Consider the following 22,415-nt stretch of genomic DNA (forward strand, 5'->3'; position numbering starts at 1 on the left):
AAAATTGTAACGCGAGAGAGTGAAAATGAAATATACTGAGTTAAAAGAAAAAAGCGTTGCAGAATTAAACGCGTTATTGAAAGAGAAAAAGGTGCTTTTATTTACATTAAGACAAAAGCTAAAAACTATGCAGCTAAGCAACCCTAACGAGATTCGTGCAGTTAAAAAAGAGATTGCACAAATCAATACTGCAATTAGCGCTTCAAAGTAAGGGGTGAGAAATGGCATTTAAAAGAGAAATTCAAGGTGTAGTTTTGCAAAAAGCTGGAGATAAAACAGCCACAATCTTGGTAGAAAGACGTGTTATGCACCCAAGATATCATAAATTTGTAAAACGTTTTAAGAAATATATGATTCATGACGAAAAAAATGAGACAAAAGCCGGAGATACCGTTATAGCAGTTGAGTGCAGACCGCTTTCTGCCCGCAAAAGCTTTCGCTTAAAAGCTGTATTGGCAAAGGGAGTTGAGTAATGATACAATCTTTTACAAGACTTGCAGTAGCTGATAATAGCGGTGCAAAAGAGTTAATGTGTATAAAAGTATTAGGCGGTAGCAAAAGAAGATATGCAACGCTTGGCGATGTTATCGTGTGCTCTGTTAAAAAGGCGCTTCCAAACGGCAAAATTAAAAAAGGTCAAGTCGTAAAAGCCGTAGTCGTAAGAACTAAAAAAGAGGTTCAAAGAGAAAACGGCTCGCTTATTAGATTTGACGAAAATGCAGCCGTAATACTTGATAACAAAAGAGAGCCTATCGGAACTCGTATCTTCGGACCGGTCGGTCGTGAAGTTAGATATGCAAACTTCATGAAAATTGTTTCGCTTGCTCCGGAGGTTTTATAATGGCTAATATTAAATTTAAGATTAAAAAAGGCGATACCGTAAAGATTATTGCCGGTGATGATAAAGGTAAAACAGGAAAAGTTTTATCTGTATTAGCAAAAAAAGGACAAGTTATCGTTGAGGGTTGCAAAGTAGCCAAAAAGGCTATCAAGCCAAGTGAAAAGACTCCAAACGGTGGCTTTATAAATAAAGAGATGCCAATTGATATTTCAAACGTGGCGAAGGTTGAGGCTTAATTATGAGTAGATTGAAAGTTAAATATAATGAAGTTGTTAAACCGGCTTTAGCAAAAGAATTTGATATCAAAAACCCTATGCTTATACCTGCAATTGAAAAAATTGTAATTAGCGTAGGTGCTGGCGAAGGTGCAAAAGATCAAAAGCTTCTTCAAAATATGGCGGATACTATCTCGCTTATAGCAGGACAAAAAGCTGTTGTAACCGATGCTAAAAAATCAGTTGCGGGCTTTAAAGTTCGCGAAGGCTTTCCTGTGGGTATCAAAGTGACTCTTAGAAAAGAGCAGATGTATGCGTTTTTAGATAAGCTTATAAGCGTTGCTCTTCCGAGAGTTAAAGACTTCAGAGGCTTACCGAGAGATGGTTTTGACGGAAGAGGAAATTTTAACTTTGGTCTTGATGAGCAGCTAATGTTTCCTGAGGTTGAGTATGATAAGATTATGCGCACTCACGGTATGAATATCGTAATTGTTACGACAACAGATAGCGACAAAGAGGCATTCAAATTGCTTGAGCTTTTTGGTTTGCCGTTTGCAAAAGGAAAGTAATATGGCAAAAAAATCAATGATAGCAAAGGCAGCTCGCACTCCTAAATTTAAAGTTCGCGGTTATACAAGATGCCAAATTTGCGGACGTCCGCACTCTGTTTATAAAGATTTTGGAATTTGCCGAGTATGCCTAAGAAAAATGGCCAACGAAGGACTAATCCCTGGTCTTAAAAAAGCAAGCTGGTAAGGAAGAAAAATGTTGAATGATTTAATATCGGATGGACTAACACGCATCAGAAACGCCTCTATGAGAAAGCTTGAGACTACGAAGCTGCTTCACTCAAACGTTGTTGAAGCGACTTTGACGATCTTGTCTGCAAAAGGCTACATAGAAAGCTACAATGTAGTTGAAGAGGATAAAAAGAAATTTATAAACGTTGTTTTAAAGTATGATGAGCGTGGAAATAGCGTTATAAACGAACTTAAAAGAGTTTCAAAGCCTGGTCGCCGCGTCTATAAAGGCAAAGACGAGATTAAAAGATTTAAAAACGGTTATGGAACAATTATCGTTAGCACCAGCAAAGGCGTTTTGAGCAACGAAGACGCTCATAAAGCGGGTGTTGGCGGCGAAATTCTTTGTACTGTGTGGTAATGAATATAAACGATGTCAAAACATCGTTTATAACACTTTGTAATGGAGTTTATATAATAGGCTAAGTTTATTGCCTACTTTGCAAAACTCCAAAATTTAGCTTTAAATTTGCTAAATTTACGATATAAATCTCAAATTTGAGATAGCAAAGAATTCAAATAGGTTTAAAAGAGTTTCGATTCTTTTAATAGTCCGAATTTAAAATTTGGACGAGGTGGAATTTAGTTTCTGCTTTTTATGGTATTGTGGTATCCATTCGTATAAAGTAGACATACCCTAGACAAGTAAAAAGGAAAAAAATGTCACGTATAGGTAAGCAGCCGATAGCTATTCCAAGCGGATTAGATGTCAGCGTAGAAGGAAATTTGCTTAAATTTAAAAAAGGCAATAATACAAAAGAACTTGACACAAAAGGTCATGTTGATGTTAAGGTAGAAAACGGCTCAATCGTATTTTCTCCTAAAGGTGAAGATAGACAAAGTAGAGCATACTGGGGCACATACAGAGCGCTAGCTAATAATATCGTTACAGGTCTTACGGACGGATTTGTTCGCAAGCTTGAAATAAACGGTGTTGGTTATAAGGCAGCTGCAAAAGGCAACGTGCTTGAACTAAGTTTAGGATTTTCTCACCCGATAAATCACGAAGTGCCAAAAGGTGTCGAGATAAGCGTAGAGAAAAACGTCATCACTATAAAAGGCGATGATAAGCAAGTTGTAGGACAAATAGCAGCTCAAGTTAGAGGATATCGCCCGCCTGAGCCATACAAAGGCAAGGGTATAAAATATGCTGAAGAGCGCATTATCCGCAAAGCCGGTAAAACATCTAAGAAGTAAGGGATAGGCAATGACAGCAAATGTATTAAAAAGAAAACTCGCTCTTAGAATAAAGAGAAAGAGAAGAATCAGAGCTAAAATTTCCGGCACTGCATCAAAACCTAGAGTTTCTATTTTTAAATCAAATAGAACGCTTTATGTTCAGGCCATCGAAGATGTTACGGCAACTACTATTGCAGCGGCTGACGGAAGAAAGCTAGGCATTAAAGCCAATAAAGAAGGCGCTGTAGTTTTGGCAAAAGAATTTGCAAAAGCTCTTAAGGCAAAAGGCGTAGAAGAGGCTTTATTTGATAGAAACGGCTATTTGTATCACGGCGTTGTAGCGGCTTTTGCAGACGCTTTAAGAGAAAATGGCATTAAGCTATAACCCAAAGGAAAATCGATGGAAAAATATAATAGAGAAGAATTTGAAGAAGTAATCGTCGATATCGGTCGGGTTACAAAGGTTGTTAAAGGCGGTCGTAGATTTAGATTTACGGCTCTTATAGTAGTCGGAAATAGAAACGGACTAGTCGGTTTTGGCTTCGGTAAAGCTAAAGAAGTTCCTGATGCGATCAGAAAAGCCGTTGATGATGCTTTCAAAAACATTATCAATGTTAAGCTTAAAGGCTCGACAATTCCTCACGATATAGAGGTAAAATATAACGCAAGTAGAATTTTACTTCGTCCGGCAAGCGAAGGTACGGGTGTTATCGCAGGCGGTTCAACTCGCCCTATTCTAGAGCTTGCAGGTATCAAGGATATCTTGACAAAATCACTTGGCTCAAACAACTCTGCAAACGTTGTTCGCGCTACAATCAAAGCATTAAGCATGCTTAAAAGCTAAGGAGAGGGAATATGGGACTTGAAAAATTAACTCCGGCTGTCGGTTCAACTCGTGAAACTAAGAGATTAGGACGCGGTCAAGGTAGCGGTCAAGGTAAAACTGCAGGCAAAGGGCATAAAGGTCAAAGGGCTAGAAAAGGCTATAATGAAAAAAGAGGTTTTGAGGGTGGACAACAACCACTTCAAAGACGTCTTCCAAAAGTAGGATTTACATCTAGAGTAGTAAAGCCTTATGTGATCAACGTAGATAAGATAACAGCCGTAAAAGAGCTGAGCGAGATCACTGTCGCTAGCATAGCAACCGTTCATAAAATTTCAAGCAGCGTTTTGAAAATTAAATTGATCGGAACAGGAGCTAAAGGGCTTGTTGCAAAAATCAAAGACGAGAACGTAACCGTTAGCGGACGTGCATAATGAATAAGACATTGACCAACAAGATACTCATCACGTTGGCATTTTTATTTGCTTACAGGATACTGGCATACGTGCCGGTTCCTGGTGTTAATGTCGACGTCATTAAAGAATTTTTTGATTCAAACAGTTCTAATGCACTAGGATTATTTAATATGTTCAGCGGTAACGCTGCAGAAAGATTAAGTATCATCTCGCTTGGTATTATGCCTTATATTACATCTTCGATTATTATGGAGCTACTCGCAGCTACATTCCCCGCACTGGGAAAAATGAAAAAAGATCGCGACGGTATGCAAAAATATATGCAGATTATCCGTTATGCAACTATCGTCATTACTATCGTTCAGGCAATCGGTGTTAGTATAGGCTTGCAAGGTCTGAGCGGAAGAGGCGGTGAGCAAGCTATCATGATAGATATGAGTTTGTTTATAGCTATTTCGGCAGCTTCAATGCTAGCTGGTACTATGCTTTTGATGTGGATAGGCGAGCAAATAACTCAAAGAGGTATAGGTAACGGAATCAGTCTTATTATCTTTGCGGGTATCGTTAGCGGAATCCCAGCAGCGATCGGTGGAACTATAAATTTAGTAAATACAGGCGAAATGAACTTCTTAGTAGTTATTGGAATTTTGCTTGTTATACTCATAACCGTAGGTGTTGTTATATTTGTCGAAATGGGCGAGAGGAGAATTCCTGTATCTTACTCACGAAAAGTTGTTATGGAAAATCAAAATAAGCGCATAATGAACTATATACCTATTAAAGTAAATTTAAGCGGTGTTATCCCGCCTATCTTTGCTAGTGCTATATTGATGTTTCCAAGCACCATCTTTCAGGCAAGCACAAATAAATACATCCAAGCGATTAACGACTTTTTAAACCCGAACAGCTATATGTTTAACTTCTTAACTTTCTTGCTTGTCGTATTTTTTGCATATTTTTACGCGTCAATCGTATTTAACGCAAAAGATATCAGCGAGAATTTAAAAAGACAAGGCGGATTTATACCTGGAATTAGACCGGGCGAAGGCACTGCAGGATATCTAAACGAGATCGCTTCAAGACTAACTTTTAGCGGTTCTATATATCTTGGTCTTATCTCAACCCTACCTTGGGTTTTGGTTAAATTTATGGGTGTGCCGTTTTATTTTGGCGGAACATCTGTTTTGATCGTTGTTTCGGTTGCTCTTGATACTATGAGAAGGATCGAGGCTCAAATTTATATGAACAAATACCAAACTTTAAGTGCGGTAGGTTTATAAAATGGCGATTTCGCTTAAAAAACCGGCTGAAATCGAAAAGCTTAGAGCGGCAAATCAAATTGTCGCTCGCACTCTTGATTATGTTGAAAGTATTATAAAGCCAGGAATTTCGCTTCTTGAGATTGATAAAATTTGTGAGGATATGATAATAAAAGCCGGTGCAAAGCCTGCTTTCAAAGGACTTTACGGCTTTCCTAATGCGGCTTGTATAAGCCTAAATGAAGTTGTAATCCACGGAATTCCTGATAAGACAATCCTGCAAGAGGGTGATATAGTCGGGGTTGATATAGGAACGAATTTAAACGGTTTTTTCGGTGATTCCGCTCGTACATTCGGAGTGGGTCAAATTTCAAAAGAGGATGAGGCTTTAATAGCTTGCTCTAAAGATGCGCTTTATTTTGCCATTGATATCATAAAAGAGGGAATGCATTTTAAAGAGCTTAGTTATGAGCTTGAGAAATTTATCCTTGCAAGAGGGTTTGTGCCGCTAAGAGGATTTTGTGGACACGGCATAGGCAAGCGCCCGCATGAAGAGCCTGAAGTGCCAAACTACTTAGAAGGGAACAATCCAAAAGCCGGCCCAAAGATCAAAAACGGAATGGTTTTTTGCATAGAGCCAATGATTTGTCAAAAAGAAGGCACTCCCGTAGTCGGCGATGATAAGTGGAAAGTAACCAGCAAGGATGGTTTAAGAACTAGCCATTATGAACACTGCGTTGCCGTGATAAACGGAAGAGCTGAAATTTTAAGCAAAGCGTAAAATTTATATCAAATTTATCGCCTAAGTTTTTGCAGTTTACAAATTTGATTTGTGAATTGTAAAATTTTAATTTGTGGTGAGTTAAAATTTAAGGTCATTCACGTTGCAATCTTGCAACCGAATAAAAATAAAATTTATGAAAGGAGGAAAATAGTGGCAAAAGACGACGTCATAGAGATTGACGGTAACGTTATAGAGGCTTTGCCTAATGCAACTTTTAAAGTTGAACTTGACAATAAGCATGTCATTTTGTGCCATATCGCAGGCAAGATGAGAATGCATTATATCAAGATAATGCCCGGAGACAGGGTAAAGGTAGAACTCACGCCGTATAGTCTTGATAAGGGTAGAATAATTTATCGCCATAAGTAAAACAAAAGCTAAATTTGGCTAAAATCAGCCCTTTGCAACAAATGCTGTATGAAGAATTGTTTTCAAAGCCTACCACTTGTTTTGAAAATAGTTGGTTTAACAATTTCTTTAAACCTGATGCAGCCCTAAAAAAGTGGAATAAATTTTTAGGAGACTAAGATGAAAGTTCGTCCTTCTGTAAAGAAGATGTGTGACAAATGTAAAGTTGTCAAACGTAAAGGCATAGTTCACGTAATTTGTGAAAATCCAAAACATAAACAAAGACAAGGATAAAAGAATGGCTCGTATTGCAGGTGTAGATTTACCGAAAAAAAAGAGAATTGAGTATGGTCTAACTTACATTTATGGTATCGGCCTTCATAAATCAAGAGAGATTCTTACGGCTACCGGAATTTCTTATGACAAGAGAGTTCATGAGCTAACTGAAGATGAGGCTGCTGCTATTCGTAAAGAGATCCAAGAGAAACATGTGGTTGAAGGTGATCTTAGAAAGAGCGTTGCTATGGATATAAAAGCGCTTATGGATCTTGGAAGCTATAGAGGTCTTCGCCATAGAAAGGGTCTTCCGGTGCGCGGTCAAAAGACTAAAACAAACGCTAGAACCAGAAAAGGTAAGCGTAAAACTGTTGGCTCTGCAACAAAATAAGGATAGATGATGGCAAAAAGAAAGATAACTAAAAAGAAAGTAGTAAGAAAAAGTATTGCCAAAGGTGTTGTTTACATAAGTGCGACTTTTAACAACACTATGGTTACGGTTACCGATGAGATGGGTAATACCATAGCTTGGAGCAGTGCAGGCGCGCTTGGCTTTAAAGGTAGTAAAAAATCAACTCCATATGCAGCTCAGCAAGCGGTAGAAGATGCTATGAATAAAGCTAAAGAGCATGGAATTAAAGAGGTGGGCATAAAAGTTCAAGGTCCTGGAAGCGGTAGAGAAACAGCCGTGAAAAGTGTAGGCGCAATCGAAGGTATTAAAGTTGTATTCCTTAAAGATATAACTCCGCTTGCTCACAATGGTTGCAGACCACCAAAACGCCGCCGCGTGTAATTAGAAATTTAGGAGAATTATTATGGCAAGATATAGAGGACCTGTTGAAAAATTAGAAAGACGTTTGGGTGTAAGTTTGGCTCTTAAAGGCGAGAGAAGATTGGCCGGTAAATCAGCGCTTGATAAACGCCCTTATGCACCGGGACAGCACGGACAAAGAAGAGCTAAGATCAGCGAATACGGCTTGCAGCTTCGCGAAAAACAAAAAGCTAAATTTATGTACGGAATTTCTGAAAAGCAGTTTAGAAGATTGTTTCAAGAAGCGGCTAGAAGAGAAGGTAATACGGGTGCACTTTTGGTTCAACTTTTAGAGCAAAGACTTGATAACGTAGTTTATAGAATGGGCTTTGCAACAACTAGAAGATTTGCTCGCCAGCTTGTTACTCACGGACATATATTGGTAAATGGTAAAAAAGTAGATATCCCGTCATATAGGGTTGATGCTGGATCTAAGATAGAAATAGTAGAGAAGTCAAAAAACAATCCTCAAATCGTTCGAGCGATTGATCTTACCGCTCAAACTGGAATTGTTTCTTGGGTTGATGTTGAAAAAGATAAAAAATTTGGAATTTTTACAAGAACACCGGAAAGAGAAGAGGTTGTCATTCCTGTAGAGGAAAGATTTATAGTAGAGCTTTATTCTAAATAATAAGAGGTGTAATAATGAGAAAGATTACTACATCAGCTTATATGCCTACAGAGATTGAGGTTCAAAGTATAAGCGAGAATGTTGCTAAAATAACGACTTATCCTTTTGAAGCAGGATATGCCGTAACATTGGCTCATCCGTTGCGCCGTCTGCTTTATAGCAGTACCGTTGGATTTGCTCCTACGGGCGTTAAGATTGAAGGTGTTTCTCATGAGTTTGACTCTATGAGAGGCATGCTTGAAGATGTAGCGCAATTTATTATAAATTTGAAAAATTTAAGATTTAAGCTTAAAACCGATTCTGAGCGCGAAGTTGTAGAATACTCATTTAAAGGACCGAAAGAGATAAACGGAAAGGACTTAAATAGTTCTATAGTAGAAGTTGTTAATCCTGAAGCATATCTTGCTACTATAAATGAAGATGCTGAGTTTAAATTTTCAGTTATTATCCAAAAAGGCATAGGATATGTTCCAAGCGAAGAAATTCGCGATGCGATGGAAGAGGATTATATAGCTCTTGATGCTTTCTTTACTCCGGTGAAAAAAGCGGTATATGATATTGAAAATGTTTTGGTTGAAGACAATCCAGACTATGAAAAGATAGTCTTTACTGTTACAACTGACGGTCAAGTGGGTGCGATTGAAGCATTTAAGAATGCTGTTGATGCTATGTATCAGCAGATGTCTGTATTTAAAGGAATTTTGGATATTGACATTGCATCACAGATCGGAAGCGGTACAATAAGTGGAGAGCATGCAAAACTACTTCAAAGTGTTGAAGAGCTAAATTTAAGCGCTAGAAGCTTTAATTGTCTTGATAGAGCTGAAGTTAGATTTATCGGTGAACTTGCTTTAATGGATGAGAATGAGCTAAAAGAGCTTAAAAATTTAGGTAAAAAATCTCTTGAAGAGATAAAAGCCGTTATGGAAGAGATCGGCTATCCTGTAGGTAGCGACATTCTAAAAGATGGCAAAGACCAGCTCAAAAAGAAGATTGCTGAGCTGAAATCACAAATGAGTGCAAACGAGTAAAGGAAAATAAATGAGACATAGACATGGTTATAGAAAATTAGGCAGAACATCATCTCATCGCTCGGCATTGCTTAAAAATTTAGCAATCGCGATTATAAAAAGCGAAAAAATTGAGACTACTCTGCCAAAAGCAAAAGAGCTGAGAAGTTATATAGAAAAGCTTATCACAAGAGCCAGAAAAGGCGATAGTAACGCCCATAGAGCGGTTTTTGCAAGTCTTCAAGATAAAGAGACTACAAATAAACTAGTTACCGAGATTGCTCCTAAATTCGTAGGACGCAACGGCGGTTATACAAGAGTAATCAAAACTCGCTTAAGACGCGGCGATGCTGCGGAAATGGCTTATATAGAGCTAGTAAGCGAATAACTTTTTAGAGAGCTTCGGCTCTCTAAAATTTTAATCCACACAATCTGCATAAAATATATTTTCAAATCCTATTTTTACTTCATTTTAAATTTTCAAAAGATACAATTTTAAGTTTAATTATCAAGTTTATTCATAAATTTAACGAAAGAGCTTATGAAAAAATTAGTTTGGCTAAATCCCGTCGTAAAAAGTATGTATCAAGTAAAAAATTTGCAAAAGCTACTTGCGGATAAAGGATTTGAGATTGTAGAGTGCAAGGTAAATCATATACTAAATGTTAAAAATTCATATAAAGCGGAATTAAAATCCAAACAGTTCATATTAGACTCTAGATGTCCAAGAGCCGTAAATTTTATAAGTTCGAATTTTAAAGATAAATCAGCTCAAATTTCAACCTCAAATCCTATTTTGATAGAGAGCGCACTTGAGCTTAGCGCAAATTTAAAAGATGACGAACACCTTTTTATAACTACTCCTTGCGAGGATCTAGCCGAGCTTGGCAGAGGGTTAAATTTGGCTCGAACCACATTTTTGACATGGAAAGAATTTAGAGAGCTAAATGAGATAAATTTGCCTGCCACAAAGATAAATTCAAGTCCTATTCCGGTTGGATTTTTTGAAAATTTAGGCGTTAAAGCCATAAGCTTAAAAAGCAAAGACGAGATAGAAAATGCTTTTGCTTATAGATTTCACGAGCTTAAGAGCTATCAGATCGTAGAGCTTTTACACTGCGAAAACGGCTGTCACAACGGAGACGGCCTATGAAGCAAATTTTCAAAAAGAGCATCTTGATTTTTATTATATTTGCAGCTTGGCATATAGTTTGCGAGCTTGAAATTTTTACCGCCTATATCCTGCCAAGTCCTGCTACAACTTTTAAAACAATGTTTAACATGATTTTAAGCGGCGAGCTTGCGACTCACACTCTCATTAGCTTTAAGCGCATTTTTATAGGTTATGCTTTTGCTTTCGCGCTTGCTTTACTTCTTGGCGGACTTACATCGCTCAAGCCTAAAATCACCTCTTATTACGAGTGGATTTTGGAGTTTTTTAGAAATATCCCGCCTCTTAGCTTAATTGCAATTTTGGTGCTTTGGTTTGGCATAAACGAGACTCCAAAAGTTATCATCATCGTTCTTGCTTCGTTTTTTCCGATGTTTTTAAGTATCTCCAAGGGACTAACGAGTTGCGATATCAAGCTTATTGAAGTAGGTAAAATTTTCGGTTTTAGCAAATTTGAAATTTTTTACAAAATCATCTTAAAAAGCGCACTTAAAGATATCTTTGTGGGTATGCGTATCGGCTTTGGATATGCGATGAGGGCTATCATAGGAGCTGAGATGATCGCGGCTTCAAGCGGACTTGGCTATCTTATCCTTGATGCAGAGGAACTTTCGCGCGCGGATAGGATATTTGTGGGTATCTTTACGATTGGAGTTTGCGGGGTGCTGATTGATCGTATATTTTTAAAGCTCATATCTAAATTTGAGCCCTTAAAGGCGGGCAGATGATACAAATATCAAATTTATCCAAGAGCTTTGTCATTCAAGATAAGAGCTTTGAAATTTTAAAAAATTTAAATTTGACTATAAAAAAAGACAAGATTACCGTAGTTCTTGGTAGAAGCGGATGTGGTAAAACCACTCTTTTGCGTCTTATCTCAAGGCTTGAAAATCCAACCACAGGCGAGATTGATATCAAGCAAGGCGCTAAAATCGGATTTGTTTTTCAAGAGGCTAGGCTCATGCCTTTTTTAAATGTATATGAAAATATCGTTTTTTCGCTTAAAAAGCATGAGATAAGCGAGGTCAAAATCGATAAACTAATCGACACGATAGGGCTTAGCGAGTTTAAATTCGCTAAGCCTTCTCAGCTTTCAGGCGGCATGGCTTCTCGCGTGGCGCTTGCAAGAGTGCTTGCGTATGAGGCGAATTTGATCCTTATGGATGAGCCTTTTGCGGCGCTTGACGCCTTTACGAGAGCTAATATGCAGGCTGAAATTTTAAAGATTCAAGCGGATAAAACCATCCTTTTTGTAACGCACAACATCGATGAAGCGCTGTTTTTGGCCGACGAGATAATTCTGCTTGAAAACGGCGCTATCAAAGCAAGTTATGATCTGTCAAATTTAGCTAAGCCCAGAGATCTGCTTGAGGGCGATCTCATAAGGCTAAAGCGCGAAATTTTAGCTCACATTTAGCGGTCTATCTCTCATTCTAGTGCAAACAGCAAAATTTGCCGAGTTATCCTTAAAGCCGAATTTCTCTAAAAAAGCGATCGCATCCTTGCCTTTACTAATCGGCGTTACGACCCAAGTCGTAGTATGCTTAAATTTCTTGTTGAAAGCCTCCATGAGTGCAGTTCCAACGCCTTTGCGTTGATAGTCTTTGTGCACCATGATCGAGTAAAGATATGAAGTTGCAAAATTATCCCTGTCGCAAAACGCTTCAAGTGTGCCGATCGTCTTATCGCCAAGCTTGGCTATGGCTACGTAGTCATAGGTTCTAAACATATTAAAATGAGCCCATTTTTCATCTTTATGAGCGTATTTTTCGTGCGTCCAGCCAATGCTTAGCATTATCTCATCGATATCTGCGGGATTGAAATTTCCGGAATTTTCCAAAATAACTAAATCTTTCATCTTTACTCCTTTGAATAATTTGAAATTCGCAAAAAGTATTATAGTAATTGATAATTAAAACCAAGATAAAGTTAAGTTTTTATATAATTTTATTTTAAAATATCAAAAAGGAGAAAAGATGAGAAAAATTTTTAAAATTTTATGTGCGTTTTCTTTGCTTTGCTCTATTGCAAACGCTAAAGAAGGCTTAGACAAAATCGGCATCACTTACGTCAAATCGCCGCTAAACGTTCCGTCAATCGTCGATAAATTCAAAGGCTTTTACGCCAAATCATTTGGCGTACCGGTTGAATACTTTGAGATAACCTCAGGAGCCAAGCAGACTCAAGCGCTTGCGTCAAATTCGCTTCAGTTTCTTAACTGCGTGGGCGGCACTTCGGTTATTTTGGCGGCTGCAAACAAGGCTGACATCAAGATCATAAGCGCGTATTCAAGAGCGCCTGAAGCTTTTGTGATATTTGCAAAAGATAAAAGCATAAAATCGCCAAAAGATCTAAAAGGCAAAAAGATCGCAGGACCAAAAGGCACGATATTAAACGAGCTTTTAGTTAGATACCTTGCGCTTGGAGGACTTAGTATAAACGACGTTGAGTTTATATCTATGGGTATCCCGCCTGCGCAAGCCGCACTTGAAAACGGAAGCGTTGATATGGCGCTTTTAGCGGGACCTGCCGCCTATAACGCACAAAAATCAGGACTTCACATCGTAACTACGGGCAAAGGCGTGATAAGCCCCGTGATAGTAACTGCGACAAGTGGAGAGTTTTATAAGAAGCACAAAGATTTGGTTGAAAAATTTAAAAAGACTCAAGATGAAATTTTAGATTTTATAAAAGCAAACGAAGAAGAGGCGCTTAAATTTACCGCCGAGGAGACAGGACTTAGCATAGAGGCCGTTAAAAGCATGTATCCTCAGTATGATTTTAGCTCAAAGATCACGGCTGAAGATATAAAAGCGCTTGAGGCTACTCAGGAATTTATGCTTGAAAGCAAGATGATAGAGCAAAAAATAGACATAAAATCACTTCTGCTAAACTAAAATTTTAAGGGCGGATTCGCCCTTAAACCTTAAAAACTCCCGAAACTTCCAAAATTTAAAATTTATTTTGCCAAAGTAGGTGTATAATTCAAGCAAAAACAAAGGGCAAGAGATGATCCCATTTACAGATGAAGAGCTTTTAAAACCTGTTAGCGCAAGCTTGCAAAAGGTAATGCCTATGCTTGAGCGAGACGGTGGCGGCATGGAGCTTTTAGGTATAAAAAACGGCAAAGTTTATGTTCGCTTAACGGGGCATTGCCACGGTTGTGCAGCCAGCGGAACTACTCTTAAATACGGTATCGAAAGACAGCTTAGAATGGATATTCACCCTGAACTTGAGGTGATAAATATCCCTATCGGAGAAGAGGTAAGATTAGATTGATTGATTATAAAAAACTTGGTATCAAGGCCTTTTATAAAGGCAGCTTTGACGAGGCTATAAATTATTTTTCTTTGGCTTACGATAAAAAAAAGGATAAAAGGCTTTTGTTTTTTATCATGATTTGCTCGCTTGCTAAAACCAGACACGATGAAGCCATGATGCTGTTTGAAATTTTTAAAGTTAAAGAAAAAGTTGGCATGAGCGCTGAGGATTTGGACGAAATTTTAGCTACTTTGGAGTCTAAATTTGACGAAAAAGACGAGCTTGAAGCTCAAAACGCCATAAGTTATGATGATTTTATGGATGCGGTTAAAAAAGAGGGAAATTTCAAAAGCGTTTTTGAAGATATAATGTTCTCAACTCGAGTTATGATAAACAATCGCGATGATTTTTTGGACTTTTTAGAAAATTTAATTAAAAATGATTTTATAGAGATGGGATTAAACTACCTTGAAAGCGTGGCTGTCTTATTTGCTGGCGATGAGAGGTTAAACTCTTTGATTTGCGAGATAAACAAAAGGCGCAAAAGTGAAAATTTACATTGAAAATTCATTTATCACGGACAATTCAAACGAATGCGAAGAGGGGTGTTTGTTTGTCCAAACTCACACAAACTCGAAATTTACTCAAAACGCTATAGACAAAGGCGCTAAAATCATTAGCCTAAAGGAGTGTAAAAAGCTCTTAAACATAGATGAAAATATCAAGATAATAGGCATAACAGGCACAAACGGCAAGACGACAACTGCTGCGGCGATTTATTCTATCTTGCTTGATTTGGGTTATAAGTGCGGACTTTGCGGAACTCGCGGAGCTTTTATAAATGATGAGCGAATAGATCAAAAGGCTCTTACCACAAGCGAAATTTTACGCACGCTTAGTTATTTAAAATCCGCCAGTGAGCAAAAATGCGAGTATTTCGTGATGGAGGTAAGCTCTCACGCGATAGATCAAAATCGCATAGAGGGGCTTAAATTCGCAGCTAAAATTTTTACGAATTTAACCCAAGATCATCTTGATTATCACAAAACATTTGAAGAGTATGCGCGCGTTAAGAGCAGCTTTTTTGAAGATGACAGCTTAAAAATCATAAACATAGACGACGGAAATTTGAAATTTAACGCTAAAAATGCGCTTACTTACTCTCTTAGAAAGCACGCATCATTTTCGCCTATCGCTTACGGGCTAAAAAACGGCATAAACGCTATTATTAAAACCCCAAAAGGCGATCTTGAGATAGCTTCGAATTTGCAGGGCGAATTTAACCTCTATAACCTTATCGCCGCCACCGCTTGCGTTGTTAGCTTAACGGATAAGAGTTGCGAGGAGATTTCATCTGCAGTTAGTAATTTTGGCGGCGTTGAGGGCAGGATGGAGGTTGTTAGCCAAGATCCTCTTGTCATCGTTGATTTTGCTCATACGCCCGATGGGATCGAGAAAGTTTTGAGCGCGCTTTGCCACTATGAGCAAGTTGTCGTTTTTGGAGCCGGAGGCGATAGGGATAATACCAAGCGCCCTAAGATGGGCTCTATCGTGCAGCATTTTGCAAAGCTTTGCATAGTAACAAGCGATAATCCAAGAAGCGAAGAGCCGATGTCAATCATCCAGCAGATATATAACGGCATGCAAATGAACGATACCGTTATCTGCGAGCCTGATCGCAAAAAAGCGATTGAAATCGGGCTAAAAAGCCTAAAGGAAGGGCAAATTTTAGTGATTTTAGGCAAAGGAGACGAGCCTTATCAGGAGATAAAAGGGGTTAAATATCCTTTTAGCGATAAGGAGGTCGTTTTGGAATTTTTGGGAAGAAAAGATAGATAATTGCCTGCGAAATTTGACCTAATTTTTGGCACGAGATAAATAAGGAGTTTTTTTGAGAGTAGAAGTTTTAGCAAGTAAAATTCACAGAGCCGTTGTAACGGATGCGAATTTAAACTACGTAGGCTCTATAACCATCGATGAAGAGCTTATAAATGCTGCAAATTTAACGGAATTTCAAAAGGTCGAAATTCTAAACGTAAATAACGGCGAGAGATTTTCCACATATGTCATAAAAGGCGACAAAAAAGGTGAAATTTGCTTAAACGGCGCTGCTGCAAGAAAAGTTTGCATCGGTGATGTAGTTATAATCGTAGCTTACGCAACTATGAAATTTAAAAAAGCTAAAAAATTTGAGCCCACGATAGTTCATGTAAATGAAAAAAACGAGATAGTTTGATTAAACAAATTTGCTTAAAATTTTATTTTTTATTCCGCTTAAAAAGCTCATAAATTTTGATTTTACGCTTAGCTTACAAGCTGTTTGAAAAAATTATATAAGCTCAAATTTGTTATAATCAAGCAAAATTGAAAAGGATTTTTTATGTTTGAAGGACTTGATTTATCGAAAATGAACCATATGCTTGAAGAGGTTCAAAAAAAGGCGCGCGAGCTTGAAAATGAGACCTCAAGCAGAGAATTTAGCGTAAAAAGCGGTGGTGGACTTATCAGCGTCAAAGCAAACGGCAAGGGCGAACTGCTTGACATCACGATAGACGATAGTTTGCTTGAAGATAAGGAGAGTTTGCAGATTTTACTGATTAGCGCGGTAAATGACGTGATGAAAATGGTCGAGGATGATAAAAGGCATCTTGCCGCAAAGATGCTTGGCGGATTTGCGGGAATGGGCGGCAAATGAGAAAAATTTTATTTCTCATATCTTTATGTGCATTGGCTTTTAGCGCACCGCGCCCGACTCAAGATGATTTTAACGCCTGCTACGAAAAAAACCTCCCAAGTATAGTAAATGTCGCAGGTCATGAAGGCATCGCACTTAGCCCTAATCTAATCGCGGTTGTAAAAAAAGATGAGATGCCGCTTAGAAACTACATAAAATTTGATCCTTTTTTAGGGCTTTATCTGGTCGCTTCGGATATGAGCCTTGATCCTATCAAGATGAGCGAGGATAACAGAACTAAAAAAAGCGATTGGGTGAGTGTTACAAAGGATATCAACTCAACCGTTTACGGGCACGTCAAATCTCTTGGCGAAAGGCTTGGCGAGCTTGATACGCTTACTTTTGACGTAAATGATACTACAGCCGTGCTATCGGCATGCTGCAACCTAAGAGGCATTAGCGTGGGCGGAAACAAATTTATCCCGAATAGATACTTAAGACACTTTATAGCTTATCCAGATGTTTATTACGGCGATGTCGGGGCTATATTCGAGGCAATGGACGGCAAATTTTACGTAAAAAGCGTAGAGCAGCTCGGGCGAGGTCAAGCTCTCATGGCAAAAGATGAAATTTTATCTATAAATAAAGAGAAATTTAAAACCTTAAGAGAGCTAAATGAGAGAATTTTATTTGCTAAAAAGGGCGAAATTTTAACTTTTGAGATTATGCGCGACGGAGTTGTCGAAAGATTTAACATAGCCGTTTCGGACTCGGCTGGTGCAAAAGATAAAAAATCCAAAGATGAGATGAAGCCTGATGTTAAGAGCCAAGAGACAAAAGAGATAAAGCAGGCAAATACGACTAATGATTTTTTCAAAACGCAAGGCATAACTCTTGACGGGCAACTAAACGTTAAGAAGGTAGATGAAGGCTCAAAAGCGGCAAATTTCGGCATCAAAACAGGCGATAAGCTGATACAGGTTGGTAAAAATCAAGTAAAAAATCGCAACGACGCCATCAAGCTAACATCAAAAAACAGCGCCGAGCATATCTTGCTGTTTAGGCGAAACGGATTTGATTTTTTCTATAAAGCAAGATGATGAGAAGCGAAAATTTACTAGAGGAATTTAAGTCTTTTTTACGAGAAAATTTGCCAAGCGCGCCTAGTTTTCATCCAAATTTCGATGAAGCTTTAAAATACATGCTTCTTGCGGGAGGCAAGCATTTTCGAGCTATGCTTGTGCTTGGCGTAGTAAATGCACTAAAGCCTGAGATGCTAAAGAGCGCATTTGACGTAGCTTTGGGATTTGAGCTTATGCATACATATTCGCTTGTGCATGATGATCTACCTTTGATGGATGATTCAGACCTTAGACGCGGAAAGCCTACATTGCATGTTAAATACGACGACGTAACGGCGATTTTGGTTGGAGACGGCTTAAATACTCACGCCTTTTATCAAATTTCAAAGGCGAATTTAGATCCTAAAACAGCTTTAAAATGCGTTGAAATTTTATCTCTAAACGCAGGCGTATCGGGCATGGTTTTGGGGCAAGCGATTGATTGCTTTTTTGAAACGAGCCAAAAAGCAAAAGCCGTGAGAGAGAAATTTAAAGTGGCGGACAGGCGGCTAAATTTAGAAGAGCTTACTTTCTTGCATATCCATAAAACCGCAAAGCTAATCGCCGCTAGCTTAAAAGTAGGCTGTGTAATAGCTCAGATGAGCGATGAGGTGTGCGAGAAAATTTATCAAATCGGACTTGACCTGGGTCTTGCATTTCAAATTCAAGATGACATCATCGATGCCACTACGAGTGCAAATGAAGCGGGCAAGCCTACCGGAAACGACGGCATGAAAAACTCATTTACAAATTTACTCGGCGTCAAAGAAGCCATAGAGACAAAAAACAAAATGATAGATAAAATTCAAGACGATTTAAGGGAATTTGAGCCTAAATTGGGCGAGATGATCTTAAATTTGATAGATAAGCATTTGCGTTAATTTTAAGAAGGGAATTAAGATGTTAAAAAAACAAGCGGACACTATAAGATTTTTATGTGCGGATATGGTTCAAAAGGCAAATAGCGGCCACCCGGGAGCGCCGATGGGGCTAGCGGATATCATGGTCGTGCTTATGAAATTTTTAAATCACAATCCAAAAAATCCAAACTGGCTTAATCGCGATAGGCTTGTTTTTAGCGGCGGGCATGCAAGTAGTTTGGTTTATAGCTTTTTACATCTAAGCGGATATGATCTAAGCCTTGACGAGCTTAAAAATTTCCGTCAGCTCGGCTCTCTTACGCCGGGACACCCTGAAATTCACACAAAAGGCGTTGAAGTAGCAACCGGTCCTCTTGGACAAGGGATCGCTAATGCGGTTGGGTTTGCTATGGCCGCAAAATATGCTGCGAATTTGCTAAATTTGCCTGATAACGAAGTGATAAATCATAAGGTGTATTGTCTTTGCGGTGACGGGGATTTGCAAGAGGGCATAAGCTATGAAGCTTGCGCGATAGCCGGAAATTTAAAGCTTGATAATTTAGTCGTGATTTACGACTCAAACAATATAACTATCGAAGGCGACACTTCTATAGCATGGAGCGAGGACGTAAAGGCGCGCTTTGAAGCCCAAGGCTGGGACGTGGCTCGTATCAACGGGCATGATTATGATGAGATAGAGTTCGCGCTCGAGCAGGCAAAGGAGAAGGAGTGTCCTTATCTCATTATCGCAAACACTCGCATCGCAAAGGGCGCGGGCGAGCTTGAAGGAAGTCATCATAGCCACGGCGCACCGCTTGGTGAAGATGTGATCAAAGCGGCAAAAACGGCTGCGGGATTTGACCCGGAGGCAAAATTTGCCATAGATGAAGATGTGCTTTTTAGATTTAGAGCCGCTGTGGAAAAAGGCGATTTGGCAGAGGCTTTATGGAATAAACAGATAGAAAAATTAAGCGCGGATAGCAAGAAAATTTTAAATTCGCTTTTAAATCCTGATTTTTCAAAGATAAATTTCCCTGATTTTACCGATAAAAAAGTAGCCACAAGGGATAGCAACGGCGTAATCATGAACGAGATCGCTAAAGTCTTACCCGGATTTATCGGCGGAAGTGCTGATTTAGCACCTTCAAACAAGACCGAATTAAAAGGCATGGGCGATTTTCCAAACGGTCGCAATATCCACTACGGAATTCGTGAGCATGCAATGGCTGCGATAAATAACGCCTTTGCCAGATACGGACTATTTTTGCCGTTTTCGGCGACATTTTTTATATTTAGCGACTATCTCAAGCCAAGTGCTAGGATAGCGGCACTTATGGGCATTAAACACTTTTTCGTTTTCACTCACGATAGTATCGGCGTGGGCGAAGACGGACCTACTCATCAGCCTATAGAGCAACTAAGTCAGTTTAGAGCTATGCCGAATTTTTACACATTCCGCCCAGCTGATGGTAACGAAAACGCCAAATGTTGGCAAGTCGCTTTAAATTTAAGCGCTCCTTGCGCGTTTGTGTGTTCTCGTCAAGGACTTGATCCTCTGCAAAGCGGAGAATTCGGTAGCGTTGAAAACGGAGCTTATCTTCTTAAATCTAAACCAAATGCCAAAATCACATTTGTATCAAGCGGTAGCGAAGTGAGCTTGTGCGTAAAAGCCGCAAATTTACTCAAAGAAAACGGCGTAGGCGCAAACGTGGTCTCTGCGCCTTGTTTTGACTTGCTTTGCAAGCAGCCTAAAGAGTATGTGGATAAAATTTTAAATCCAAACACCAAAATCATAGCCGTTGAGGCTGCAACCGCGATGGAGTGGTATAAGTTCGCCGATATCGTCTATGGAATGCAAACTTTTGGCGAAAGCGGCAAGGCTGAAATGCTGTTTGAGCATTTTGGATTTAGCCCTGAAAAGCTTTGTAAATTTGCTATGCAAGCCATTAAGTGAAATTTGAAGTTAAAGTGTTCGGTGAAATTTTAGAAAAGAGAGGCCTTTAATGGAAATTTCACATATCATCTTGCTTGCACTCATTCAAGGCATAAGCGAGTTTTTGCCCATATCAAGCTCCGCTCACCTCGTGCTGGTACCAAAACTCCTAGGCTGGAGCGATCAGGGGCTTGCCTTTGACGTGGCAGTGCATGTGGGCACCCTTGCGGCGATTTTGTTTTATTTTAAAGATAGGATATTGTCGCTTTTAAGCGACTTTTTTGCTTCTATTAAGGCGCGCAAAAAAGTTGGTGATAGTGCGCTTGTCTGGTCGGTCGGATTTGCGACGATCCCTGTGGGGCTTGCAGGCTTACTCTTGAATGATTTTATCGAAAATTACGCAAGAAGCGGCATTGTTATAGCATTTACGACTATAATTTTTGGTGTCGTGCTTTATTTTGCAGATAAAAATCACGGTTCAAAAAGCGAATATGATATGACTATTAAGCTTGCTCTTATCATCGGTGCGGCTCAAATTTTAGCTCTTATTCCGGGTGTTTCTCGCTCGGGCATTACTATGAGTGCGGCACTATTTTTAGGATTTAGCAGAACAGGAAGTGCAAATTTCTCTTTTCTTATGTCCATACCCGTTATTTTGCTTGCGGGCGGACTTGAAGCGGTTAAGCTTGTAAGGCTTAAAGAGGCGGTCGCTTGGGGAGATCTTGCTATAGCGATGGCGGTAAGTGCAGTGAGTGCTTATCTGTGCGTGAAACTGTTTATGGTGGTTATCTCTAAGATGAGTATGCTTCCTTTTGTTGTTTACAGACTTATTTTAGGCGTGTTTTTGTTTTTGATGTTTGTATAAGTTGATTTGCCTGGCTTTGTATTTATAGCTTCTTAAAACTCTTTTTGTGATTTTTTATCTTCTTTATCGCCCAATCATAGTGCGAAGAGGTGGCTGATATACAGTAACTTCCAAGCGTAGAGCCAAGAGTGTAGGCAAATTTGCCTTTAGTAAAAAGCTCTTCATTGCTGAATTTATCAATTGCTTTTATAGCCTCTTTGTGGCTATTTTTTAGCAAAATTTTAGCTGTATCAAGTGGTGTATTTTGGTGTTTTTGCCAAATTTCAATATTCATCTTCGGGTATGTTCGCCAGTTGTAAGGATGCGATAAAAACGGCTTTATCTCTTTTGAATTTTGATTTGATCTGATGAAATTTAAAAGCAAAACATGCCACTCGTAAAGATGTATAAGCACATCTTTTATATTTTTATCTCTATCTTCAAAGTTAAATTTCATCTCCTGCTCTTCTGCGCTCATAGATTCGATAAGATCAAAAAGTTTAATAAAATTTCCATTCGCAAGTAAGACCAGATCGTCTTTTGTGGTAGGTCTTGGCATAGCTCATCCTTTGCATAAAATTTAAGCGCAAATTTATTGTAGCTTTTTTGGGGTTAAATTTACAAATTCGCTTTCATGCTGTGCGGGTTTGACAGGTCTAAATCAATTAAGCCTATGAAGCCTCTCTTTAAGCATTTTATCAAATAGGCTAAATAGAGTTTGCGACGCTTCTTCTGCTTTTTGGAAATTTTGTGCGATCAGACCCTTGTCGCTATTTATAGCTAACGAATCGTTGATGAGCTTATGAACTTCGGAGTGAGGCTTATCAAGCTGCTTAAATATCTCGCTTGAGCCAAAAATTTCCCTGCCGTCGCCTTGATACCATTTGCCAAGTCTGCAGCTATGATGGTCGCTCATTTTTTCTTGATCTTGTTTTGAAATTTTCTCATAGCCGTTTACTTTAAACACGACGTGATCGGTCTTTGCCAGTGCGATAAAAAGCTCGTAATATAAATTTTCAGTCTCTTTTTGAATTTTGTTTAACTTGTCCTTAAAGTAGTTGTTATATCGCTATTTAAACAAATCAAGTTAGTTTGGTATATTTGGCAGCTCTATTGTATTCTTGATTAACACAACTAGCTATTTGATTTTATACGACA

Annotated in this window: 36 protein-coding genes; 33 read left to right on the forward strand and 3 right to left on the reverse strand. The window is 38.8% G+C overall.

Annotation, left to right across the window (positions count from 1 at the left end):
- Positions 1–25: 25 nt before the first annotated feature.
- From rpmC to CDOM16188_RS00115, 23 genes are all read left to right on the forward strand, one after another.
- Entirely contained in the window at positions 26–211 is a 186-nt protein-coding gene (rpmC, locus tag CDOM16188_RS00005; RefSeq protein ID WP_169941752.1) for a 50S ribosomal protein L29, read from the forward strand.
- Between the two features lie 10 nt (positions 212–221).
- Entirely contained in the window at positions 222–473 is a 252-nt protein-coding gene (gene rpsQ / locus CDOM16188_RS00010) for a 30S ribosomal protein S17 (RefSeq protein ID WP_169941750.1), read from the forward strand.
- Positions 473–841: a 50S ribosomal protein L14 gene (gene rplN / locus CDOM16188_RS00015; RefSeq protein WP_169941748.1), complete on the forward strand. Its 369-nt coding sequence runs from the start codon at positions 473–475 to the stop codon at positions 839–841. The genes rpsQ and rplN overlap by 1 nt, the downstream gene beginning before the upstream one ends.
- The gene (rplX, locus tag CDOM16188_RS00020; RefSeq protein ID WP_169941746.1) at positions 841–1,077 is read left to right on the forward strand and encodes a 50S ribosomal protein L24; all 237 of its coding nucleotides are present in this window, start codon (positions 841–843) and stop codon (positions 1,075–1,077) included. The genes rplN and rplX overlap by 1 nt, the downstream gene beginning before the upstream one ends.
- A gap of 2 nt (positions 1,078–1,079) precedes the next feature.
- Positions 1,080–1,625 (forward strand): 50S ribosomal protein L5, encoded by a 546-nt coding sequence (rplE, locus tag CDOM16188_RS00025; RefSeq protein WP_169941744.1) that lies wholly within the window; start codon positions 1,080–1,082, stop codon positions 1,623–1,625.
- Between the two features lies 1 nt (position 1,626).
- Positions 1,627–1,812, forward strand: coding sequence for a type Z 30S ribosomal protein S14 (locus tag CDOM16188_RS00030; RefSeq protein WP_169941742.1), 186 nt, complete (start codon positions 1,627–1,629; stop codon positions 1,810–1,812).
- Positions 1,813–1,821: 9 nt separating this feature from the next.
- Positions 1,822–2,217 (forward strand): 30S ribosomal protein S8, encoded by a 396-nt coding sequence (gene rpsH, locus CDOM16188_RS00035; protein WP_172197026.1) that lies wholly within the window; start codon positions 1,822–1,824, stop codon positions 2,215–2,217.
- Positions 2,218–2,516: 299 nt separating this feature from the next.
- Positions 2,517–3,053, forward strand: a complete 537-nt coding sequence (gene rplF, locus CDOM16188_RS00040; protein ID WP_172197029.1) for a 50S ribosomal protein L6 — start codon at positions 2,517–2,519, stop codon at positions 3,051–3,053.
- Positions 3,054–3,063: 10 nt separating this feature from the next.
- Complete coding sequence (gene rplR / locus CDOM16188_RS00045) at positions 3,064–3,420, forward strand: 50S ribosomal protein L18 (protein WP_172197032.1); 357 nt, start codon at positions 3,064–3,066, stop codon at positions 3,418–3,420.
- Between the two features lie 15 nt (positions 3,421–3,435).
- Positions 3,436–3,879 (forward strand): 30S ribosomal protein S5, encoded by a 444-nt coding sequence (rpsE, locus tag CDOM16188_RS00050; protein WP_169941734.1) that lies wholly within the window; start codon positions 3,436–3,438, stop codon positions 3,877–3,879.
- A gap of 11 nt (positions 3,880–3,890) precedes the next feature.
- Entirely contained in the window at positions 3,891–4,292 is a 402-nt protein-coding gene (gene rplO / locus CDOM16188_RS00055; protein ID WP_172197035.1) for a 50S ribosomal protein L15, read from the forward strand.
- Positions 4,292–5,554, forward strand: a complete 1,263-nt coding sequence (gene secY, locus CDOM16188_RS00060; RefSeq protein ID WP_169941730.1) for a preprotein translocase subunit SecY — start codon at positions 4,292–4,294, stop codon at positions 5,552–5,554. Before rplO ends, secY begins: the two co-directional genes overlap by 1 nt.
- A gap of 1 nt (position 5,555) precedes the next feature.
- Positions 5,556–6,314 (forward strand): type I methionyl aminopeptidase, encoded by a 759-nt coding sequence (gene map, locus CDOM16188_RS00065; protein WP_172197038.1) that lies wholly within the window; start codon positions 5,556–5,558, stop codon positions 6,312–6,314.
- 153 nt (positions 6,315–6,467) lie between these two features.
- The gene (gene infA / locus CDOM16188_RS00070) at positions 6,468–6,686 is read left to right on the forward strand and encodes a translation initiation factor IF-1 (protein ID WP_002943098.1); all 219 of its coding nucleotides are present in this window, start codon (positions 6,468–6,470) and stop codon (positions 6,684–6,686) included.
- A gap of 159 nt (positions 6,687–6,845) precedes the next feature.
- Complete coding sequence (gene rpmJ, locus CDOM16188_RS00075) at positions 6,846–6,959, forward strand: 50S ribosomal protein L36 (protein ID WP_169941726.1); 114 nt, start codon at positions 6,846–6,848, stop codon at positions 6,957–6,959.
- 4 nt (positions 6,960–6,963) lie between these two features.
- On the forward strand, positions 6,964–7,332 hold the full coding sequence (gene rpsM / locus CDOM16188_RS00080) for a 30S ribosomal protein S13 (RefSeq protein ID WP_169941724.1): 369 nt from the start codon (positions 6,964–6,966) through the stop codon (positions 7,330–7,332).
- Positions 7,333–7,341: 9 nt separating this feature from the next.
- Complete coding sequence (gene rpsK, locus CDOM16188_RS00085; RefSeq protein ID WP_172197041.1) at positions 7,342–7,734, forward strand: 30S ribosomal protein S11; 393 nt, start codon at positions 7,342–7,344, stop codon at positions 7,732–7,734.
- A gap of 22 nt (positions 7,735–7,756) precedes the next feature.
- Complete coding sequence (gene rpsD / locus CDOM16188_RS00090) at positions 7,757–8,383, forward strand: 30S ribosomal protein S4 (RefSeq protein ID WP_169941720.1); 627 nt, start codon at positions 7,757–7,759, stop codon at positions 8,381–8,383.
- A gap of 14 nt (positions 8,384–8,397) precedes the next feature.
- Positions 8,398–9,414, forward strand: coding sequence for a DNA-directed RNA polymerase subunit alpha (locus CDOM16188_RS00095; protein ID WP_172197044.1), 1,017 nt, complete (start codon positions 8,398–8,400; stop codon positions 9,412–9,414).
- 10 nt (positions 9,415–9,424) lie between these two features.
- On the forward strand, positions 9,425–9,781 hold the full coding sequence (rplQ, locus tag CDOM16188_RS00100; protein WP_172197047.1) for a 50S ribosomal protein L17: 357 nt from the start codon (positions 9,425–9,427) through the stop codon (positions 9,779–9,781).
- Between the two features lie 153 nt (positions 9,782–9,934).
- Positions 9,935–10,546 carry a hypothetical protein gene (locus CDOM16188_RS00105; protein ID WP_172197050.1) on the forward strand — a complete coding sequence of 204 codons (612 nt, stop codon included), beginning with the start codon at positions 9,935–9,937 and terminating at the stop codon, positions 10,544–10,546.
- Positions 10,543–11,292, forward strand: coding sequence for an ABC transporter permease (locus CDOM16188_RS00110; RefSeq protein ID WP_172197053.1), 750 nt, complete (start codon positions 10,543–10,545; stop codon positions 11,290–11,292). Before CDOM16188_RS00105 ends, CDOM16188_RS00110 begins: the two co-directional genes overlap by 4 nt.
- The gene (locus CDOM16188_RS00115) at positions 11,289–11,981 is read left to right on the forward strand and encodes an ABC transporter ATP-binding protein (RefSeq protein WP_172197056.1); all 693 of its coding nucleotides are present in this window, start codon (positions 11,289–11,291) and stop codon (positions 11,979–11,981) included. Before CDOM16188_RS00110 ends, CDOM16188_RS00115 begins: the two co-directional genes overlap by 4 nt.
- Here CDOM16188_RS00115 and CDOM16188_RS00120 read toward each other — a convergent pair.
- A complete protein-coding gene (locus CDOM16188_RS00120) occupies positions 11,967–12,422 on the reverse strand; it encodes a GNAT family N-acetyltransferase (RefSeq protein WP_172197059.1) in 456 nt (151 codons plus the stop codon). The two genes, CDOM16188_RS00115 and CDOM16188_RS00120, sit on opposite strands and share 15 nt — an antisense overlap.
- 118 nt (positions 12,423–12,540) lie before the next feature.
- Here CDOM16188_RS00120 and CDOM16188_RS00125 point away from each other — a divergent pair, with 118 nt between their 5' ends.
- The 10 genes from CDOM16188_RS00125 to CDOM16188_RS00170 all read left to right on the forward strand — a co-directional run bounded on the left by CDOM16188_RS00125 (position 12,541) and on the right by CDOM16188_RS00170 (position 21,278).
- Positions 12,541–13,461 carry an ABC transporter substrate-binding protein gene (locus CDOM16188_RS00125; RefSeq protein WP_172197062.1) on the forward strand — a complete coding sequence of 307 codons (921 nt, stop codon included), beginning with the start codon at positions 12,541–12,543 and terminating at the stop codon, positions 13,459–13,461.
- A gap of 112 nt (positions 13,462–13,573) precedes the next feature.
- Positions 13,574–13,843, forward strand: coding sequence for a NifU family protein (locus CDOM16188_RS00130; RefSeq protein ID WP_169941705.1), 270 nt, complete (start codon positions 13,574–13,576; stop codon positions 13,841–13,843).
- A complete protein-coding gene (locus CDOM16188_RS00135) occupies positions 13,840–14,388 on the forward strand; it encodes a histidine kinase (RefSeq protein WP_172197065.1) in 549 nt (182 codons plus the stop codon). Before CDOM16188_RS00130 ends, CDOM16188_RS00135 begins: the two co-directional genes overlap by 4 nt.
- The gene (locus CDOM16188_RS00140; RefSeq protein WP_172197068.1) at positions 14,372–15,664 is read left to right on the forward strand and encodes a UDP-N-acetylmuramoyl-L-alanyl-D-glutamate--2,6-diaminopimelate ligase; all 1,293 of its coding nucleotides are present in this window, start codon (positions 14,372–14,374) and stop codon (positions 15,662–15,664) included. Before CDOM16188_RS00135 ends, CDOM16188_RS00140 begins: the two co-directional genes overlap by 17 nt.
- Before the next feature lie 52 nt (positions 15,665–15,716).
- Positions 15,717–16,061 (forward strand): aspartate 1-decarboxylase, encoded by a 345-nt coding sequence (panD, locus tag CDOM16188_RS00145; RefSeq protein ID WP_169941699.1) that lies wholly within the window; start codon positions 15,717–15,719, stop codon positions 16,059–16,061.
- A 144-nt stretch (positions 16,062–16,205) separates the two neighbouring features.
- Positions 16,206–16,520 carry a YbaB/EbfC family nucleoid-associated protein gene (locus CDOM16188_RS00150; protein ID WP_169941697.1) on the forward strand — a complete coding sequence of 105 codons (315 nt, stop codon included), beginning with the start codon at positions 16,206–16,208 and terminating at the stop codon, positions 16,518–16,520.
- Positions 16,517–17,599, forward strand: a complete 1,083-nt coding sequence (locus tag CDOM16188_RS00155) for a PDZ domain-containing protein (RefSeq protein WP_172197071.1) — start codon at positions 16,517–16,519, stop codon at positions 17,597–17,599. Before CDOM16188_RS00150 ends, CDOM16188_RS00155 begins: the two co-directional genes overlap by 4 nt.
- Positions 17,599–18,501 (forward strand): polyprenyl synthetase family protein, encoded by a 903-nt coding sequence (locus tag CDOM16188_RS00160; protein WP_172197074.1) that lies wholly within the window; start codon positions 17,599–17,601, stop codon positions 18,499–18,501. Before CDOM16188_RS00155 ends, CDOM16188_RS00160 begins: the two co-directional genes overlap by 1 nt.
- Before the next feature lie 19 nt (positions 18,502–18,520).
- Positions 18,521–20,434 (forward strand): transketolase, encoded by a 1,914-nt coding sequence (gene tkt, locus CDOM16188_RS00165; RefSeq protein ID WP_172197077.1) that lies wholly within the window; start codon positions 18,521–18,523, stop codon positions 20,432–20,434.
- 49 nt (positions 20,435–20,483) lie between these two features.
- Entirely contained in the window at positions 20,484–21,278 is a 795-nt protein-coding gene (locus tag CDOM16188_RS00170) for an undecaprenyl-diphosphate phosphatase (protein WP_172197080.1), read from the forward strand.
- 22 nt (positions 21,279–21,300) lie between these two features.
- Here the strand turns inward: CDOM16188_RS00170 and CDOM16188_RS00175 are convergent, their stop codons facing one another.
- Positions 21,301–21,816 (reverse strand): ClbS/DfsB family four-helix bundle protein, encoded by a 516-nt coding sequence (locus CDOM16188_RS00175; RefSeq protein WP_172197083.1) that lies wholly within the window; start codon positions 21,814–21,816, stop codon positions 21,301–21,303.
- A gap of 102 nt (positions 21,817–21,918) precedes the next feature.
- Positions 21,919–22,224, reverse strand: coding sequence for a CZB domain-containing protein (locus CDOM16188_RS00180; protein ID WP_172197086.1), 306 nt, complete (start codon positions 22,222–22,224; stop codon positions 21,919–21,921).
- Positions 22,225–22,415: the final 191 nt, after the last annotated feature.

Origin of the sequence: Campylobacter sp. RM16188, assembly GCF_012978795.1 — a bacterium.
Lineage (GTDB): Bacteria > Campylobacterota > Campylobacteria > Campylobacterales > Campylobacteraceae > Campylobacter_A > Campylobacter_A canis.

Excerpts from the sequence above, each read along its gene's own strand:
- rpmC (WP_169941752.1), top strand. The coding sequence starts at position 26 with ATGAAATATACTGAGTTAAAAGAAAAAAGCGTTGCAGAATTAAACGCG.
- rpsQ (WP_169941750.1), top strand. The coding sequence starts at position 222 with ATGGCATTTAAAAGAGAAATTCAAGGTGTAGTTTTGCAAAAAGCTGGA.
- rplN (WP_169941748.1), top strand. The coding sequence starts at position 473 with ATGATACAATCTTTTACAAGACTTGCAGTAGCTGATAATAGCGGTGCA.
- rplX (WP_169941746.1), top strand. The coding sequence starts at position 841 with ATGGCTAATATTAAATTTAAGATTAAAAAAGGCGATACCGTAAAGATT.
- rplE (WP_169941744.1), top strand. The coding sequence starts at position 1,080 with ATGAGTAGATTGAAAGTTAAATATAATGAAGTTGTTAAACCGGCTTTA.
- CDOM16188_RS00030 (WP_169941742.1), top strand. The coding sequence starts at position 1,627 with ATGGCAAAAAAATCAATGATAGCAAAGGCAGCTCGCACTCCTAAATTT.
- rpsH (WP_172197026.1), top strand. The coding sequence starts at position 1,822 with ATGTTGAATGATTTAATATCGGATGGACTAACACGCATCAGAAACGCC.
- rplF (WP_172197029.1), top strand. The coding sequence starts at position 2,517 with ATGTCACGTATAGGTAAGCAGCCGATAGCTATTCCAAGCGGATTAGAT.
- rplR (WP_172197032.1), top strand. The coding sequence starts at position 3,064 with ATGACAGCAAATGTATTAAAAAGAAAACTCGCTCTTAGAATAAAGAGA.
- rpsE (WP_169941734.1), top strand. The coding sequence starts at position 3,436 with ATGGAAAAATATAATAGAGAAGAATTTGAAGAAGTAATCGTCGATATC.
- rplO (WP_172197035.1), top strand. The coding sequence starts at position 3,891 with ATGGGACTTGAAAAATTAACTCCGGCTGTCGGTTCAACTCGTGAAACT.
- secY (WP_169941730.1), top strand. The coding sequence starts at position 4,292 with ATGAATAAGACATTGACCAACAAGATACTCATCACGTTGGCATTTTTA.
- map (WP_172197038.1), top strand. The coding sequence starts at position 5,556 with ATGGCGATTTCGCTTAAAAAACCGGCTGAAATCGAAAAGCTTAGAGCG.
- rpmJ (WP_169941726.1), top strand. The coding sequence starts at position 6,846 with ATGAAAGTTCGTCCTTCTGTAAAGAAGATGTGTGACAAATGTAAAGTT.
- rpsM (WP_169941724.1), top strand. The coding sequence starts at position 6,964 with ATGGCTCGTATTGCAGGTGTAGATTTACCGAAAAAAAAGAGAATTGAG.
- rpsK (WP_172197041.1), top strand. The coding sequence starts at position 7,342 with ATGGCAAAAAGAAAGATAACTAAAAAGAAAGTAGTAAGAAAAAGTATT.
- rpsD (WP_169941720.1), top strand. The coding sequence starts at position 7,757 with ATGGCAAGATATAGAGGACCTGTTGAAAAATTAGAAAGACGTTTGGGT.
- CDOM16188_RS00095 (WP_172197044.1), top strand. The coding sequence starts at position 8,398 with ATGAGAAAGATTACTACATCAGCTTATATGCCTACAGAGATTGAGGTT.
- rplQ (WP_172197047.1), top strand. The coding sequence starts at position 9,425 with ATGAGACATAGACATGGTTATAGAAAATTAGGCAGAACATCATCTCAT.
- CDOM16188_RS00105 (WP_172197050.1), top strand. The coding sequence starts at position 9,935 with ATGAAAAAATTAGTTTGGCTAAATCCCGTCGTAAAAAGTATGTATCAA.
- CDOM16188_RS00110 (WP_172197053.1), top strand. The coding sequence starts at position 10,543 with ATGAAGCAAATTTTCAAAAAGAGCATCTTGATTTTTATTATATTTGCA.
- CDOM16188_RS00115 (WP_172197056.1), top strand. The coding sequence starts at position 11,289 with ATGATACAAATATCAAATTTATCCAAGAGCTTTGTCATTCAAGATAAG.
- CDOM16188_RS00120 (WP_172197059.1), bottom strand. The coding sequence starts at position 12,422 with ATGAAAGATTTAGTTATTTTGGAAAATTCCGGAAATTTCAATCCCGCA.
- CDOM16188_RS00125 (WP_172197062.1), top strand. The coding sequence starts at position 12,541 with ATGAGAAAAATTTTTAAAATTTTATGTGCGTTTTCTTTGCTTTGCTCT.
- CDOM16188_RS00130 (WP_169941705.1), top strand. The coding sequence starts at position 13,574 with ATGATCCCATTTACAGATGAAGAGCTTTTAAAACCTGTTAGCGCAAGC.
- CDOM16188_RS00150 (WP_169941697.1), top strand. The coding sequence starts at position 16,206 with ATGTTTGAAGGACTTGATTTATCGAAAATGAACCATATGCTTGAAGAG.
- CDOM16188_RS00155 (WP_172197071.1), top strand. The coding sequence starts at position 16,517 with ATGAGAAAAATTTTATTTCTCATATCTTTATGTGCATTGGCTTTTAGC.
- CDOM16188_RS00160 (WP_172197074.1), top strand. The coding sequence starts at position 17,599 with ATGAGAAGCGAAAATTTACTAGAGGAATTTAAGTCTTTTTTACGAGAA.
- tkt (WP_172197077.1), top strand. The coding sequence starts at position 18,521 with ATGTTAAAAAAACAAGCGGACACTATAAGATTTTTATGTGCGGATATG.
- CDOM16188_RS00170 (WP_172197080.1), top strand. The coding sequence starts at position 20,484 with ATGGAAATTTCACATATCATCTTGCTTGCACTCATTCAAGGCATAAGC.
- CDOM16188_RS00175 (WP_172197083.1), bottom strand. The coding sequence starts at position 21,816 with ATGCCAAGACCTACCACAAAAGACGATCTGGTCTTACTTGCGAATGGA.